We start from the raw sequence: 15,115 nt of genomic DNA, 5'->3' as shown, positions 1-15,115 counted from the left end.
TCGTGTTGCTGGGAACTCAGCTGTCACGAGCCCAATTTCTGTTGCAAGCACCAAATAGTGGTGATGAGACCAATTTTCAATGGTACGAGGCATCCGATTTGGGGACGGTTTTGGGCACCGATTTCTTTTATGAGGCTACCCAACCTGGGGTATACTTTGCGACCTATGATGGAACGCTTTGTGGTTCGAATGCGACAGGATACTTTATTTTAACAGATTGTGCCGCCCCTGATAATCAGGTGACGCTAAACATTTCAGCGAGTATTCCTGTGGGCTCCACGGTTAGCTGGAATCCTCCCTTGGCAGGAGACCAAACCCAACCCACGGTTACTAGTACCCAAACGGTGGAAAGATATACCGCAACCATTACCAAAGCCGGAAATTCAAGTGAGCTTCCACGATTTACCGTGGTTTGTATGAGTCAAGCTGGAAACCTTGTGGATGACCTCGCTTCAGTAGATGAAGATAGTTCGGTTGTGATCGATATTTTTGCCAACGATACCGATTTGCCTACCGATGGTATACTGACCGCAAGTGACCCAGCCAATGGTAGTGTATCCATCAATGATAACGGAACAGCCAATGATCCAACAGACGACATTGTTACTTATGTTCCAGATGCCGACTTTAACGGGACCGATACCTTTGATTATACCTTGTGTAATCTTTTCGGCGCATGCAGCACTGCAACTGTCACGATTGATGTACTGCCCATTGTGGACGCGTTGGATGATTCTGTGGCTACTGATCAAGATGTAGCAGTGGACATTATGATGTTGGCGAATGACAACGATTTACCTTCTGTAGGAACTATAACAACCACAAGCCCAACCAATGGGGTCATTGTATTAAATGACAGCGGAACCCCTGCTGATCCATCCGATGATTTTATTACCTATACCCCAAATCCTGGTTATTTAGGTACAGATTCCTTGGATTATACCATTTGTGATGGTGCTGCCAACTGTAGTACGGCAACCATAACCATTATGGTTAATGTTCCGGTTATTGACCTGGATGCGGACGATGATGGAATTGTGGATGTTTTTGAAGATCTAAATACCGATGGGGACAATGATCCGGACACCGATCCAACCGACACGGATGGGGATGGTATTCCTGATTACCTCGATATAGACAGTGATAATGACGGAATCCCAGACAATGTAGAGGCCCAAGAAACATTTGGTTACATAGCTCCAAGTCTAACCGATGCCAATGATAATGGTTTGGACGATGCTTACGAAACTGGCGGTAATGTCGGCTTGATCCCTGTGGACACAGAGGGAGACGGAATTCCAGATTATGTCGACGATGATAGTGATGATGATAATGTACCGGATAGCATTGAAGGGAATGATAGGGACCAAGATGGCGCAGCAGATACTACCTTTATCGGGTCGGATAAGGATGATGATGGTCTTGACGATGCATTTGAAGGAGGAACAGCCATTGATGTTGATGTCAATGATGAAATCGATAATCCATCCCTTGATCTTATGGATACAGATTCAGATGGGGTATTGGATTACAGGGACTCTGATGATGACGATGACGGAATCGCTACTATCGATGAAGACCTGAACGGGGATGGAAATTATGCCAATGACGATTCCGATGAAGATGGCATACCCAACTATCTGGATCCAGACCTAGGTCCAACCCAAGTGGATCCTATTGATGTAATTAACGTGATTACGCCGAATGGCGATGGTATACATGATGTATTCACAATAAACAACTTAGAAGATTATCCAAACAACACAGTTAAAATTTATAACAGATGGGGTGTGCAGGTCTACGCAACCAGGGCATACAACACCAATGGGAATGTCTTTGATGGCACTTCCGAAGGCAGGGTAACCGTGAACAAGGACAACAAACTTCCGGTAGGTACTTACTTCTATGTGATAGATTATCAAGATCCAACAGGAAGAAATAACCAGCTTACGGGCTACCTATACATTAACCGATAAAAGAATTTGATACTGTGGCTAAGCGTATGAGAAAGAGAATTCAGTGGTTGCAATTTCTGGTAGTTTTGAGCATGGGTACCCTGGTACATGCCCAACAAGATGCCCAATACACCCAATATATGTACAACACGGTGAGTGTTAACCCAGGTTATGCAGGGTCCAGGGGGCATATGAGTATAGCTGCGCTGTATCGAAACCAGTGGTTGGGATTGGAGGGAGCTCCAGAAACCCAAACCTTGAATGTACATACTCCCTTGGGCTATCGAGGAATAGGGCTGGGACTTTCAGTGGTGAACGATAAGATTGGACCTACTTCGGAAACCTATTTTGATGTTGACTTTTCATATACCATTCAAACTTCGTTTGACGGAAAACTGAGCTTTGGACTTAAGGCCAGCGCCCATATGTTGGATATTCGGTATTCCGAATTGGACGAGTTTGAAATTGACCCACAACTGCAGGCCCAACAAGATATTCAAAACAAATTTTCTCCGAATATCGGTGCAGGGGTGTACTATCACACTGATAGATTTTACGCCGGCGCATCTGCTCCCAGATTGCTTGAAACCACACATTTTGACCAAGCTTCGGTCTCCACCGCCAAGGAACGAATCAACTGGTACATGATCACAGGTTATGTTTGGGATATCAATCCCTTCCTCAAATTCAAGCCAACGGTCTTGGGAAAAATGGTCCAAGGAGCACCATTGCAAGTAGATGTTTCCGCAAATTTTATGTTGAACGAGAAGTTTGTCGGGGGAATCGCTTATCGATGGGATGCCGCATTTAGTGGGCTTTTTGGATTCAGGCTGTCCGATGAAATCTTTTTGGGACTGGCCTATGATCGTGAAATCACGGAATTGGGTGCCGCCACCTTCAACGATGGATCTTTCGAAGTCATTTTTAGATACGATTTCATTAAGAACTTGGGTAACTTAAAATCCCCACGATTCTTCTAAAGAAATCGATTCGAACCACATTTTTTAGAACCTCTTAGGATATAAATCCTCCCAAAGGTCATATTTTTACCGCATGGAAGAGGAAAAGGTGATTTTGGTCAATGCGGATGACGAACCCATTGGCTTGATGCCCAAAATGGAAGCCCATGAAAAGGCTGTGCTTCATAGGGCCTTCTCTGTTTTTATCATGAATGAAAAAGGGGAAACCATGTTGCAGCAACGTGCCAAGGACAAGTACCATTCCCCCCTTTTATGGACCAATACCTGTTGTAGCCATCAACGGGACGGAGAAACCAATATTGAGGCCGGCAAACGGAGATTGATGGAAGAGATGGGATTTACCACCGAATTGAAAGAATTATTTTCATTCATTTACAAAGCTCCCTTTGACAACGGACTTACCGAACACGAACTGGATCATGTAATGATGGGAACCTATGATTCGGAACCCAAAATAAATCCGGACGAGGTCGAGAACTGGAAGTGGATGCATCCCTCCGAAATCAAACAAGATATCGCCCAAAATCCAGATCAGTATACGGCTTGGTTTAAGATAATCTTCGAACGATTTTACGGTTTTCTAACAGATAACAATGCGGGCCATGAAGGTTAAAGCAAGCAGAAAGGCTAGTTTCAATGCCGCACACAGGCTATTTCGATCTGACTGGAGCGATGAAAAAAACGATGCGGTTTTTGGAAAGTGCAACAACCCCAAATACCACGGCCATAATTACGAGTTGATTGTTAGCGTATATGGGGAAATCGATCAAGAAACCGGGTTTGTCATGGACCTAAAAATTCTGAAAGAGCTTATTAAAGAACATGTGGAGGAAGCCTTGGACCATAAAAACCTGAATCTGGATGTGCCAGAATTTAAAAATTTGAATCCAACGGCCGAAAATATTGCAGTGGTCATCTGGAACAAACTGAGGCCACATATCGACAAAAAAAAGGAACTGGAGGTGGTACTTTATGAGACCCCTCGTAACTTTGTAACCTATTCCGGATAAAATATGAACCTATACCCATTAAAATTTAAACCCATACTAAAAGAACGTCTATGGGGCGGAACCAAGCTTAAAGATGTCTTGAACAAATCCATAGATAGCGATATCACCGGCGAGAGCTGGGAACTTTCTGGGGTTGATGGCGATATATCCATCGTTGAAAATGGGAGTATGGAGGGTACATCCTTACAAGAACTTATTCAACAAGATGGGGAATCCTTATTGGGAAATTCCGTTGTGGACCGTTTTGGAAAGGACTTTCCCATTTTGATCAAGTTTATTGATGCCAAACAGGACTTGTCCATTCAGCTCCACCCAAGTGATGAATTGGCTAAAAAAAGGCATAATTCCTTTGGAAAGACCGAGATGTGGTATGTGATGGATGCCGACCCCGGGGCCAAGCTTATTGTCGGTTTTAATAGGGATGTTGCAAAGGAGGAATATGTGAAAAGTTTGGAAGAAGGTAGCTTGGAAAGTTTGATGAATTATGAAGAAGTGGGGGAAGGAGATACTTTTTTCATCAATACGGGAAAAATCCATGCTATCGGAGCTGGTGTACTATTGGCCGAAATTCAACAGACCTCGGATGTGACTTACAGGGTGTTCGATTTTAACCGGAGGGACAAAAATGGAAATCTCCGGGAACTACATACCGAGCTTGCTCTGGATGCCATGGATTATTCCAAAAAAGACGACTTTAAAGTATCGTATTCCAAGGAGCAGGACAAGGTAAACGATATGGTGGACTGCCCGTACTTTAAGACCAATTTTTTGGATTTAACAGCTACGCTGGACCAGGAAGTTGCCACAAGAGATTCCTTCACAATTTATATGTGTGTGGCCGGCAGCGCGGAAGTTTCGAATGAGGAGGGAGTTGTCGGCATAATCAAAGGGGAAACAGTGTTGGTACCTGCTTCCAGTAATAAAATTTCCATTGCAACCGAGGGGGCAAGACTTTTAGAAGTAACCATTTAATAGTACATTTGAAAAAACACTAGTATGGCAAGTATTCGAGATTTAAAGAAAGATGTCAATTTTGTTTTGGGGGATATCATCGAGGCGGTTTACCTATGGGAAGCCGGTTCCGACAATAAGGACTCCGAGGAAGGAACCATGATCATTGATAAGGCCATTAACGTTTTTGACGAGCTTATGGCCAAAATCCACCAAAAAGACGTGGATAACCGCAAGGCACATTTTAAAGATATCCGAAACCTGCTGGAAGAAAAGGCAACCGCTTTGGTACAAGAGTTCAACAAACTCTCCAACTAAAAAGCTTATTTGCTACTTTCCAATTGTTCCTTTAAGGCTTTACCATATTTGGAGGATGCTACTTCAGGTTCCAAAAGTCCGTATACAGAATCCAAGTACTTAGGGTTTACTACATCCGCAACCGTGCTCATCAAATAAGGCGTTGCATACGAATCGCCGTGCATCAACCCAAAATTCAAAGCATATCTATACGAACTAATGATATTTCGGTCGATTAGCCTTTGTACCGAATCCAATTTCAAGGAATCTTCTTGGTATTCTTCCAAGGTGCCCAATTGTAGCAGCTCAATTTCCCGAATGCTGAAGTTGGACATCATTTCATTGAATTCCTCCATTTTATCATGACTTTTAGAGCCTAGGATTTCAGGATTTAAATCAAAAGTGTTCCATTGGGTATTGATGGTAATCTCCCCGGCCTCCCCAAAAAAAGTAATTCGGTCATTGATCGTGTTGTTATCCTGTTTATCCAGGTATAAGTAAAAAATCTCTGGTTCCATCACTTCGTGGGAAAATGCGAAACTACCATTTCCTTGAATTTCAATGGAATCGATGACAACCAAGGCAGAATCCTGAAAATGTTGTAGAAATAGCACTCCTTTTTTAAGCCCTTTGACATTGCCGGATACCGTCATGGTGTTTTCAGATTTGCCACCACAGGAAGCCAATAATACAACGAAGACCAAAATTGATAAAACCCGTTTCATGAATAAAATTTTTGCGTGGCAAATATGCACAAACTTAGGGAATAATTAAACCTTGGAAGCAACTTCCATAAGGATGGCACATAAATAAGCGCCCGCAGTGCCCACCACATAGCCAAAAACGGCCAAAAGAATCCCGACTGACGTCAAAGAAGGGTGAAATTCAGCGGCGACCACAGGAGCCGAAGCGGCCCCACCAACGTTGGCTTGACTGCCAACGGCCAAAAAGAAATATGGGGCTTTGATCAATTTGGCGACAGCGATCAAAAGTCCGGCGTGGATACATATCCAGACCAAACCAATGGCAATGAGGCCTGGATTTTCCATAACTCGGCCCAAGTCCATTTTCATCCCTATGGTTGCAACCAAAATATAAATGAACATGCCCCCAATTTTACTGGCACCGGCACCCTCATAGTTTTTGGCCTTTGTAAAGGAAAGACCAATACCTATGGCTGTGGCAAAAACAACCATCCAAAGGAATTTGGAACCTAGGGACGACAATATTTTTTCCTTGTTGCGAATCACTTCGAAGTTGTTCTCCAGAAATTCAGCGAAATGATGTCCCACCAAATGGGCGATACCCACACCGGCAAATGCATAAAGTAACATCATCATGAAATCATGAAGCGATGTCACCCTTGCTATTTTGGCTGTATGTGCAGTTACTTTTTCCTTTAGTTCTTCAATAGATGAAGTGTCGGCTTTAAGCCAAGCGTCAATTCTTTTGGTTTTTCCAATGCCCAACAACAAGATCGCCATCCAAAGATTGGCCACCACAATATCCACGAGCACCATTCCCCCATAGTTTTCTTGATTGAATTGGAAAACCTCCAACATGGCTGCTTGGTTGGCCCCTCCGCCGATCCAACTGCCCGCGATTGTGGCCAAACCTCTCCAAACTGCATCAAAACCGACTCCCCCGACTGTTTCCGGAGAAAAAATGGAAACAATTAAGATGGCAAGGGGACCACCGATGATGATTCCCGCGGTACCTGTCAAAAACATGATCAGCGCCTTGGAGCCCAAGTTGGCAATAGCTTTGAGGTCTATGCTCAAGGTCATTAAAATCAAGGCGGCTGGGAGCAAATACCGGCTTGCCACGTAGTAGGTGTTGGAAGACTTTTCATCCACGATACCCGTACTGGCCAGAATGGCCGGCAGCAAATAACACATGAGCACCGTTGGAACGATTCCGTAGAATTTTTTCCAAAAGCCTGATTTAATTGATGAAGTATAAAAAACGAAGCCGAGGCAAAGGCATAGCAATCCAAAGATGATGGTATCTTCGGTAAAGGGTAGTTGGTTCATAGACTAAGACTAGTGATTTCCAAATATAGGAAAATCACAAATGGTCTTGGATAAACTGGGCCACCCCATGTTCTGTGTTGCTAAGGGTTAGGTGATTGGCCGCTTTTTTTGCTGCTTCCCGGGCATTGTAAACGGCAACTCCGCATCCTACTTTTTCCAACATTTCCACGTCGTTGAAGTTGTCACCAAAGGCGATCACATCTTCCAGAGATTCCCCAGGTTGTAAGAGGGACCGGATAGCTTGCAGTTTAGAAACAGTTTTGGGTGCAATTTCAATCAATGTATCATTGGAGCGATAGCCATTCATTTCGTCCGAAAATCTGGCTTGCAAAACCGGGGTTATTTCGTCCATCGCCTGTTTGCTTCCCATGAGCATTATTTTATGGGGACCATTGGCATGTGCTTCCCATCTTTCGAGTGTTGTGGATGTAGGCTCAAAAGTAGGACGGGCTTTGGTGTTGAAAATTTCCTTTTCCACCCTTTCAGAAGTTTCTGCGACGCACCAATCATCATTTTGGTAGAGCCCCAGCTTAATATCGGCTGCCTTGCAAAGGGCATGCAGCTCTTTGGTTTTTGATATGGATATTGTAGTACTGTGGATCACCTTGTTGGCTTCTAGTACCAAGGCCCCGTTGTAGCATACGATTGGATTTTCCTCAATGCCCATTCTTTTTTGAAGATAGGTCATGGATTTGGGCATTCTTGCGGATACCAGGATTATTTTAATCCGATCTTTAATCCGGTTGATTTCGTTTACCGTAAAATCTGAAACATCGTTCTTACTGGACAATAACGTACCATCCAAATCGGAGCATAGTATTTTGTAATTCATCCTAGATATTGAGCCAATAGGTGAGTTTCAGGTTGATGGACCTATTACGGGGCATAAAGGAGTTCACATAATAGTTGTCGTTGTAGACCAAGAACAGGTCGGATAAAGGTGCAAAACGCCACTGAAGCCGGGAATTGAAGCCCAAATTGTCTCTTTGACTACTGTATTGTACCAGGGTGGACCAAAAAATGGACTTGCTAAAGGTGATATCAACCCTTGGTGCCACAAGCCATATGTCTGCTCTGGCATAGGGTGCGGGCAAATCTATATGATCATAATTGAACATCATGGACATATTGACAACGGGTTGTAATCTAAAATTCAAATCTCCTTCAACGGAAAATTTGGTTCCATTGAAGAACTCGCCATAGGTGGGCATAACCCCAAAGGAGAAGTTTTTTCTCCGATCGGATTGAAATTCTATTGTTGAGGCAGTAAAATGGTATCCTTGATTTGCTGGTAAGGCCACCGCACCGTCTTTGCCAGTAGGTTCAAATTCATCGGTTAAATAAATGAACCTATGGGTAACGTCTGCATTCAGCATAGAAAGATTGTTGAATTCTGCTCCCCAGTTCAAATTGTAATAGTAGTCGGTGTTCTGATAATCCAAGCCAGGTCGCCAAGTATAAATGGAAAACAACCCTATACTGTGGTTGTTTATCTTTCGGTCTTTGGGCCAGAAGTTTTTATTGAAGTTGGAAGCAATCTTAAAAATGTCATTCCTTGGGATAAACCCAAGGTCAGATTGAAATTCTTCATCGATGTATACCAAATCAATAAATGCCCCATAGTTTTTAGCATTATAATTAGTAAAAGCTCCAAAGGAATAATTGCCATCACTGTCATTGGGCTGAAATGATTTGTGCCCATAGAACTTACCACTCCAGGTATTGTCTGCACTGGCCAGATTATAGTCCATACCCATCACGCGATTATATTCTTCACTCTCGTCCAAAAACTCGGGAGAATCAAAAGACTGCCTGTTGATGAAGAACATACTGATATTCGACCGCGAGAAGACTTTTTGTTGCAATGCAAGCATCATATTGTTATTGGATGCAATTTCGTTGGCTTCATCTTCTTCCGTCTGAATGTTCAGAAAACCAAGTCTTAGATTGTTATTGAGTTTGCCACTCAAACGCACCCCTCCAATAATTTTATTCTCGATGGTATTGTCATCGGTATCTTTGGCGATACCAATGCGTCTGGAGAAAAATGGATTGGCATCCCTGCCTCCACCAAAAGTGGAAAATAGGTCGCTGTTGTCTATAAAAAACTGTCTTCTTTCCGGTAAGGACACTTCAAATCGGGTGAGGTTGGTAATAAAATTATCCACTTCTACCTGCGAAAAATCCGGATTCAAGGTGATATCCAAATTCATACCGTTACCGATGGCAATTTTGGCATCGCCGCCAACTTTTACGTTGTTTTCGGAAATATCGTTTTCAAAATCCCTCCCTGAAATCCCATTGATATATGGAATTAATGCCAATGGAGTTCTAGATTTCCCCAAGGGTTTTTCAAAATGCATGTCACCCATAAACGCCAAATTGAAGACCCATTGATTTTGGGGTATTATGGTCCAGTTACTGCGTTCATTGCTCTGTAAATCAAATCGGTAGCTGTTAAATCGCCATTTGGTTTCCCCTTCCCTAAACTTAAAGGATGTCAGGGGAATGGCCATTTCCGAAATGTAATAGTTGTCATGGATTTTGGATTCACCACGCCATTTCACGTCCCAGGATGTGGTAAATCCCCTTAGGTCGTTACCTCCTCCGGAAATCAAGGCCTCTCTTCGCACTCCCAATGGATTGATTCCGAACAAAAAGGCATTGGTACCATCATTAAAAGTATCGAACAACAGCGTAATGTTATCACTATTCCCTGCTCTATAATCCCTTCGTAGTGAAGGAGTTATGTAGTCTCTTCCTGCTGCTTCCTGCTTAATCCCGATATACAAGGTGGTATCATCAAAAAGCATTTTGATTTCGGTCTTTTGTTTGGCTATAACAGAATCTGTAGGAAAGAACTGTTGAAATCCGTGCGCACTTTCTGCATCTTCCCAGACGGATTCATCAAGAATCCCGTCTACGGTAATCGGTTGGGTAATGTATTTTACGGTAAAACTCTTCTCGTTGGATTGGGCGATCAAGTACAATGGTAATATGGCCATGGCCAGTACCAAGCGAAGTTTCAACATAAGGGCGTTTGAGTTAGATTGACAAATTTAAGGGCAACCTTAGTTAAAAAAATCCTAAAAAGTGCAATCGTTTGTATTCACTTGACGGATGGGGCATTTGAATTAATCTGTGGGGCATGTGTAAAGTTTCATTTGTAGTTTTTACATTTGAAAAAATCATCAATCATGAAAAACCTCGCTTTCCTTTTCCTGCTGATTCCTACCTTGATATTCAGCAACAATTTCTGGGGGAAGACCGGGCATAGGGTCACCGGACATATCGCGGAAAACCACCTGACAGGAAAGGCAAAAAGAGCATTAAAAGATTTATTGGATGGGCATAGCTTGGCTTATGTTTCCACCTATGCGGATGAAATCAAGGCCGACCGTAAATACTCTGGATATTTTGCATGGCATTTTGTCAATTACCCTTTGGATGTGCGCTATGAGGATTCCGAGAAAAGTAAGTATGGGGATATAATCACGGGAATTGAAGAATGTATCCGCATTGTAAAGGACAAAGAAAGGAGTAAGGAAACCCGTTCTTTCCATCTTAAAATGTTGGTTCATTTGATTGGCGATCTACATCAACCCTTGCATGTGAGCAGGGCGGAGGATAAAGGTGGGAATTCCATTCAAGTACAGTGGTTTGGTGAAGGAAGCAATCTACATCGGGTCTGGGACAAAAATTTGATTGAATCCTATGGGATGACCTATACGGAACTCGGCACCGAATTGGACCATTTGGGACGCAAGGAGCGAAAGAAAATACAGGAGGGAACCATATATGATTGGGCGCAGGAAAGCCACGAAGTGTGCGCCGATATTTATGAATCTGCCAAATCGGGTGACAAATTGGGCTATCAATATGGGTATAACTACAATGATCTGCTTTTTGAGCAACTCCAACGTGGAGGGCTTCGCCTGGCCAAAGTCCTCAACGACCTTTTCGATTGATACTACTGGATAACCCTAAAAGTAAGATTGATTCTTTCCCCGATGGGCTTGGCTGTTTTAGGGATTTGATGTTGCCAAAAATGCTGGGTTTCGCCTTTCATGACCAGTAAACTTCCATGTTCCAACAGCATTTTGTGTTTTAAAGTTTTGTCCGATTTATTTCGCAAATGAAAGAAACGCTCTGCCCCAAGACTTACGGATGCAATGACCGGGTTTTTCCCAAGCTCTTTTTCATCATCGGAATGCCAGCCATTACTGTCTTTGCCATCGCGGTAGAAGTTTAACAAGCAGGTGCTGAAGCTAGTTTTTGCAATTTGCTCCACAATCTCCTTCAGATCTAGAAGATTCTGGGTAAATTCAAGTGGCTGCATGGTAATTCCCGAATAGGAGTAGGCCTTGCTATTATTACCATATAAAGCAGTCAAACGAGGTTGTGGATGGGTTTTACCAAAAACAGTTATTTCATCTTGCCGCCACGGGACGGTTTCCTTCAATATCTTAAAATATTGGTCCGATTTTTCGGTGGATAAAATGGCAGGATAATAAACCATGTCCGATTTTGGTAGATTCAGGTTTATTCCATTGTCGGTAAATCCCATTTTTTAAGTCCTTGTTTAAGTGATGGGTGCTTAGCTTTCGAAGCTTTTTGGAGATTATGAAGTAAGTAAGGACTTTTATATGGAAAGACAAAAAGACCTGCCGGGAAAGATTAGGCCATTGCACCCGGCAGGACAAAAGAACACTAACTAATTACATCACTTCAATCGTAATCTTGGATTGCAATGGTTCTGTTGCACTAAGGCCTAAATGTACATTGGTTTTGTACTATTTTTCCGTCCCAATGGACGTATGCCCGTTTTCAATTGACCGTTGACAATTATCAATGAACAATTATCAATGAACAATGTTCAGTGAGCAATTTTGAATGTTGGGTTTTGAATTTTCAATTAGATAGATGCGGGATGCGGGATGCGGGATGCGGGATGCGGAATGCTAGATGTTTGAAGATGCGCGTTAGATTTCAAATGTTAAACTTCAGACTTCAGACTTCAGACTTCAGACTTCGGACTTCCGACTTCAGACGTCAGTCAACAGTTTTCAACTTTCCATTTTCCATTTTTCAACTTTGTGACACCAGACATCAAACAATCTAATACGGCTTAATAAAAAATTGAACTTGAGTTTGAACATCGAATGCTGGATTTTTCGATTATTGGACTGTTGGAAGCAACTGGATAGCAGATTTCAGATGACAGTTTTAATTTTACTGACTACTGACTACTGACTACTGACTACTGACTACTGGCTACTGACTACTGACTACTGATTACTGATTGCTGAACCTTGAACTTGAACTTGAGTTTGAACTTATTTCAAAAACCTCCGCAGTTTGTCCCTTTTCCGCTCTGGTAATGCCTCATTTTCTATAGCCAGTTGCACTATAGTCGGGTGTTTTTTTCGAGCAAAAAGTAGGTGGTAGAATTGCTGGGTGGTTAAGTCGTTGGTAGCTTCTTTTACCAAGGTAAATTCATCTCCAACCTGTACCTGCCCAACTTCCAAAACTCGAACGTAGGTACCTGGAAAACCATGGTCTATAAATTCCTTGAGAATGCCTTGGTCGTTAAATCGGATTCCTAATTTAAAACAGGGTTCACGTGGTTGTGTAACTTGTACTAAAGCCGACCCAACTTTGTAAATATTTCCAATCTTAAGCGTGGTTTCGTCCAACCCCTCAACAGTCAAATTTTCCCCAAACATGCCCCAATCCCAGTCCAGGTGAGGGTATTTTTCTTTCCAATAAGGGTAGTGTTCAGATGCGAAAAGATAGCAGGCCTTAAACTCCCCACCATGTACCCTTCTGTCGCTGATATTGTCACCAGCTACACTCTCGGTTTCCAAGGTCAACGGGTGGTCTACTGGGTATTTAAAGATTCCGGTTGTTGTTTCTTCACCATTCCAGCGAATTGGAGTGGGTTTACCAAGGTTGGTGGAAATAATTCGCATGGGATGAAATTAAAAAAACCATCGGGATATCCGATGGCCTTTAACAGAAAGATGGTTGGATCTATCCCTTTTTTTCCAGTTTCTTGGTGATTAAAAAACCCACCATCAAGCCGACCCCGGCCATTAAAAAGATGGTCCCCGGATAGGCAATTTCCTCATCCACGCCCAGTCCACTAACCATGGAAGAACCTAAAAAGATGGCCACTCCTATACTCATTAAAAGCACGGAAAAGTTGATCAATACAATTTTCCATGTGGACAGTTCGCCATCGTTCTTGGATTTGAAAAAGATACTGGCGTCCACTCCTTTTTCTATTAAGGCTAACCGCTCTTTGTTACGGGTGGAAAAATAGAGGTAACAAATTGCAAATACGACCAGAAAAAAACTGATTGGGATTAATATTGCTTCTACCATTGTGTTCGTTTTTTAATTGATTAATAAACTTGTTTTGCCCATAGGACGACACTTTTTTTGTCAAGGTTACAGATCAGGTGAATTTTTTTGACCAGAAGTGCATTTGGATGTTCCTTGGTTCAAATCATCTAGAAAAATGGTTTTAAAATTCTAATTCTCGACATATTTGACCCAAGACCCAAGACCCAAGACCCAAGACCCAAGACCCAAGATGCGGGATGCTTGTTGTTTGGTGTTCTAAGGATGAGGAGGCTTTCCATTTTCAACTTTTCATTTTCCATTTTCAATCATCAGACATCAGACATCAGACATCAGACATTGGTTTACCGTTTTTTATTTTTCAGTGTAGGACCATATAGACCACTTGAATGGACGAATTGTTATCCAAATGCACCAGCGTTTTTTTTAATTTTAATGTAACCTACGACGCTTCGGTGTCGTCTTATTGTATAAATGGAGCAGCCTACGGACCAACCGGATATCAATGCTATCGTTCATGGAGATTCGCAAGAATTTTCCAAGTTGGTGGACCAATACAAACATTTGGTATTTACAATTGCCGTGCGGACCCTTAAAAACAGGGAGGAAGCTGAAGAGGTGGCCCAGGATACCTTCATTAAGGTGTATAAGTCTCTCAAAAATTTTAAGGGAGATGCCAAGCTATCTTCCTGGATATATAGAATAGCGTACAATACCTGCCTGGACCGGATTAAAAAGCACAAAAAAGAGCTTGGAAATATCAGTGTGGATGAAGTTTCGGGCAATCAGGTGGCCGACATGAAAAATGCCCTGGACGGAATGGTACAAAAAGAAAAGTCGGACTTGATCAAAGCCTGTATCGCGCAATTGAGTCCTGTGGATGCGGCATTGTTGACGCTGTTTTATTTTGAAGAACGAAACCTTAATGAAATGGCCAAAACCTTGAACCTGGCACCAAACACGGCCAAGGTGAAGCTCTTTAGGGCGCGTACAAGGTTGGGTGTAATTTTAAAGGAACAAATGGAACCTGAAACAATCAAAAGTTATGGGAACGGATAAAGAACTGGAAAAATTGGTAGATCGGTTAATGGAAGAGGCCCCGTTGGAAACACCATCCTCCAACTTTACATTTAATGTAATGCAAGAGGTGGCCAAGCAACAGGCAGCGGTTGTATCAAGGCCCCTGATTTCCAAACGGGCAATTTTTATAGCCCTGACCTCTCTTGCGATTTTTGCGGTTTATCTGTTTTCCATTGGTACAGGGACCGAAGGTGTGGATGGACAATATTTGGAGTTGCTCACAAACACCAAAAGTTGGTTTGCCGAAAGATTACCGCAACTCCAGTTTTCCAAAACGCTCAGCTATATGGTGGGTGCTGTAGGATTGATGGTATGCTTTCAGGCCTTGGTGCTCAAACGGTATTTTAATAACCGATGGGCCTAGCCACAGTGTGAAGCTAAAACCATATCGAGCGCAGTAGAGGTATTTTTGACCTACCCTTTGATAGGGCCTCTACTGCGCT

The 15,115-nt window shown here is 42.7% G+C and carries 16 protein-coding genes; 9 read left to right on the top strand and 7 right to left on the bottom strand.

Annotated elements, in window-relative coordinates; genetic code table 11:
- Positions 1 to 8: 8 nt before the first annotated feature.
- The 6 genes from M3P07_RS15795 (at position 9) to M3P07_RS15770 (ending at position 5,214) form a co-directional block, all read left to right on the top strand.
- A complete protein-coding gene (locus M3P07_RS15795; protein ID WP_470299696.1) occupies positions 9 to 1,976 on the top strand; it encodes a T9SS type B sorting domain-containing protein in 1,968 nt (655 codons plus the stop codon).
- A 26-nt stretch (positions 1,977 to 2,002) separates the two neighbouring features.
- The gene (locus tag M3P07_RS15790; protein WP_249970897.1) at positions 2,003 to 2,935 is read left to right on the top strand and encodes a PorP/SprF family type IX secretion system membrane protein; all 933 of its coding nucleotides are present in this window, start codon (positions 2,003 to 2,005) and stop codon (positions 2,933 to 2,935) included.
- 73 nt (positions 2,936 to 3,008) lie between these two features.
- Positions 3,009 to 3,548 (top strand): isopentenyl-diphosphate Delta-isomerase, encoded by a 540-nt coding sequence (gene idi, locus M3P07_RS15785; RefSeq protein ID WP_249970896.1) that lies wholly within the window; start codon positions 3,009 to 3,011, stop codon positions 3,546 to 3,548.
- A complete protein-coding gene (locus tag M3P07_RS15780; protein WP_249970895.1) occupies positions 3,538 to 3,945 on the top strand; it encodes a 6-pyruvoyl trahydropterin synthase family protein in 408 nt (135 codons plus the stop codon). The genes idi and M3P07_RS15780 overlap by 11 nt, the downstream gene beginning before the upstream one ends.
- Before the next feature lie 3 nt (positions 3,946 to 3,948).
- Positions 3,949 to 4,917 carry a type I phosphomannose isomerase catalytic subunit gene (locus tag M3P07_RS15775; RefSeq protein WP_249970894.1) on the top strand — a complete coding sequence of 323 codons (969 nt, stop codon included), beginning with the start codon at positions 3,949 to 3,951 and terminating at the stop codon, positions 4,915 to 4,917.
- Positions 4,918 to 4,941: 24 nt separating this feature from the next.
- Complete coding sequence (locus M3P07_RS15770) at positions 4,942 to 5,214, top strand: hypothetical protein (protein ID WP_249970893.1); 273 nt, start codon at positions 4,942 to 4,944, stop codon at positions 5,212 to 5,214.
- A gap of 5 nt (positions 5,215 to 5,219) precedes the next feature.
- Here the strand turns inward: M3P07_RS15770 and M3P07_RS15765 are convergent, their stop codons facing one another.
- From M3P07_RS15765 to M3P07_RS15750, 4 genes are read right to left on the bottom strand one after another with little or no spacing between them, the layout of a single operon-like run.
- Positions 5,220 to 5,918, bottom strand: coding sequence for a DUF4369 domain-containing protein (locus M3P07_RS15765; RefSeq protein ID WP_249970892.1), 699 nt, complete (start codon positions 5,916 to 5,918; stop codon positions 5,220 to 5,222).
- Positions 5,919 to 5,963: 45 nt separating this feature from the next.
- Positions 5,964 to 7,226: a DUF819 family protein gene (locus M3P07_RS15760; protein WP_249970891.1), complete on the bottom strand. Its 1,263-nt coding sequence runs from the start codon at positions 7,224 to 7,226 to the stop codon at positions 5,964 to 5,966.
- A gap of 34 nt (positions 7,227 to 7,260) precedes the next feature.
- Complete coding sequence (locus M3P07_RS15755; protein ID WP_249970890.1) at positions 7,261 to 8,058, bottom strand: Cof-type HAD-IIB family hydrolase; 798 nt, start codon at positions 8,056 to 8,058, stop codon at positions 7,261 to 7,263.
- Between the two features lies 1 nt (position 8,059).
- Complete coding sequence (locus M3P07_RS15750) at positions 8,060 to 10,258, bottom strand: DUF5916 domain-containing protein (protein ID WP_249970889.1); 2,199 nt, start codon at positions 10,256 to 10,258, stop codon at positions 8,060 to 8,062.
- Between the two features lie 165 nt (positions 10,259 to 10,423).
- Here M3P07_RS15750 and M3P07_RS15745 point away from each other — a divergent pair, with 165 nt between their 5' ends.
- A complete protein-coding gene (locus M3P07_RS15745; RefSeq protein ID WP_249970888.1) occupies positions 10,424 to 11,194 on the top strand; it encodes a S1/P1 nuclease in 771 nt (256 codons plus the stop codon).
- A 2-nt stretch (positions 11,195 to 11,196) separates the two neighbouring features.
- On the opposite strand, the gene M3P07_RS15740 is transcribed toward M3P07_RS15745, so the two are convergent.
- The 3 genes from M3P07_RS15740 to M3P07_RS15730 form a co-directional block, all read right to left on the bottom strand.
- The gene (locus M3P07_RS15740; protein WP_249970887.1) at positions 11,197 to 11,793 is read right to left on the bottom strand and encodes an alpha-ketoglutarate-dependent dioxygenase AlkB family protein; all 597 of its coding nucleotides are present in this window, start codon (positions 11,791 to 11,793) and stop codon (positions 11,197 to 11,199) included.
- A 769-nt stretch (positions 11,794 to 12,562) separates the two neighbouring features.
- Positions 12,563 to 13,198 carry an MOSC domain-containing protein gene (locus tag M3P07_RS15735; protein WP_249970886.1) on the bottom strand — a complete coding sequence of 212 codons (636 nt, stop codon included), beginning with the start codon at positions 13,196 to 13,198 and terminating at the stop codon, positions 12,563 to 12,565.
- Positions 13,199 to 13,259: 61 nt separating this feature from the next.
- The gene (locus tag M3P07_RS15730; protein WP_249970885.1) at positions 13,260 to 13,613 is read right to left on the bottom strand and encodes a DUF6249 domain-containing protein; all 354 of its coding nucleotides are present in this window, start codon (positions 13,611 to 13,613) and stop codon (positions 13,260 to 13,262) included.
- Between the two features lie 453 nt (positions 13,614 to 14,066).
- Here M3P07_RS15730 and M3P07_RS15725 point away from each other — a divergent pair, with 453 nt between their 5' ends.
- Positions 14,067 to 14,651 (top strand): RNA polymerase sigma factor, encoded by a 585-nt coding sequence (locus tag M3P07_RS15725; protein WP_249970884.1) that lies wholly within the window; start codon positions 14,067 to 14,069, stop codon positions 14,649 to 14,651.
- Positions 14,638 to 15,036 carry a hypothetical protein gene (locus tag M3P07_RS15720; RefSeq protein WP_249970883.1) on the top strand — a complete coding sequence of 133 codons (399 nt, stop codon included), beginning with the start codon at positions 14,638 to 14,640 and terminating at the stop codon, positions 15,034 to 15,036. The genes M3P07_RS15725 and M3P07_RS15720 overlap by 14 nt, the downstream gene beginning before the upstream one ends.
- The last annotated feature ends 79 nt before the right edge of the window (positions 15,037 to 15,115 follow it).

The sequence above is a fragment of the Flagellimonas myxillae genome, from assembly GCF_023502235.1.
GTDB lineage: Bacteria > Bacteroidota > Bacteroidia > Flavobacteriales > Flavobacteriaceae > Flagellimonas > Flagellimonas myxillae.
The sequence above is the reverse complement of the archived record's forward strand: the minus strand, read 5'-3'. Positions and strand labels throughout refer to the sequence as shown.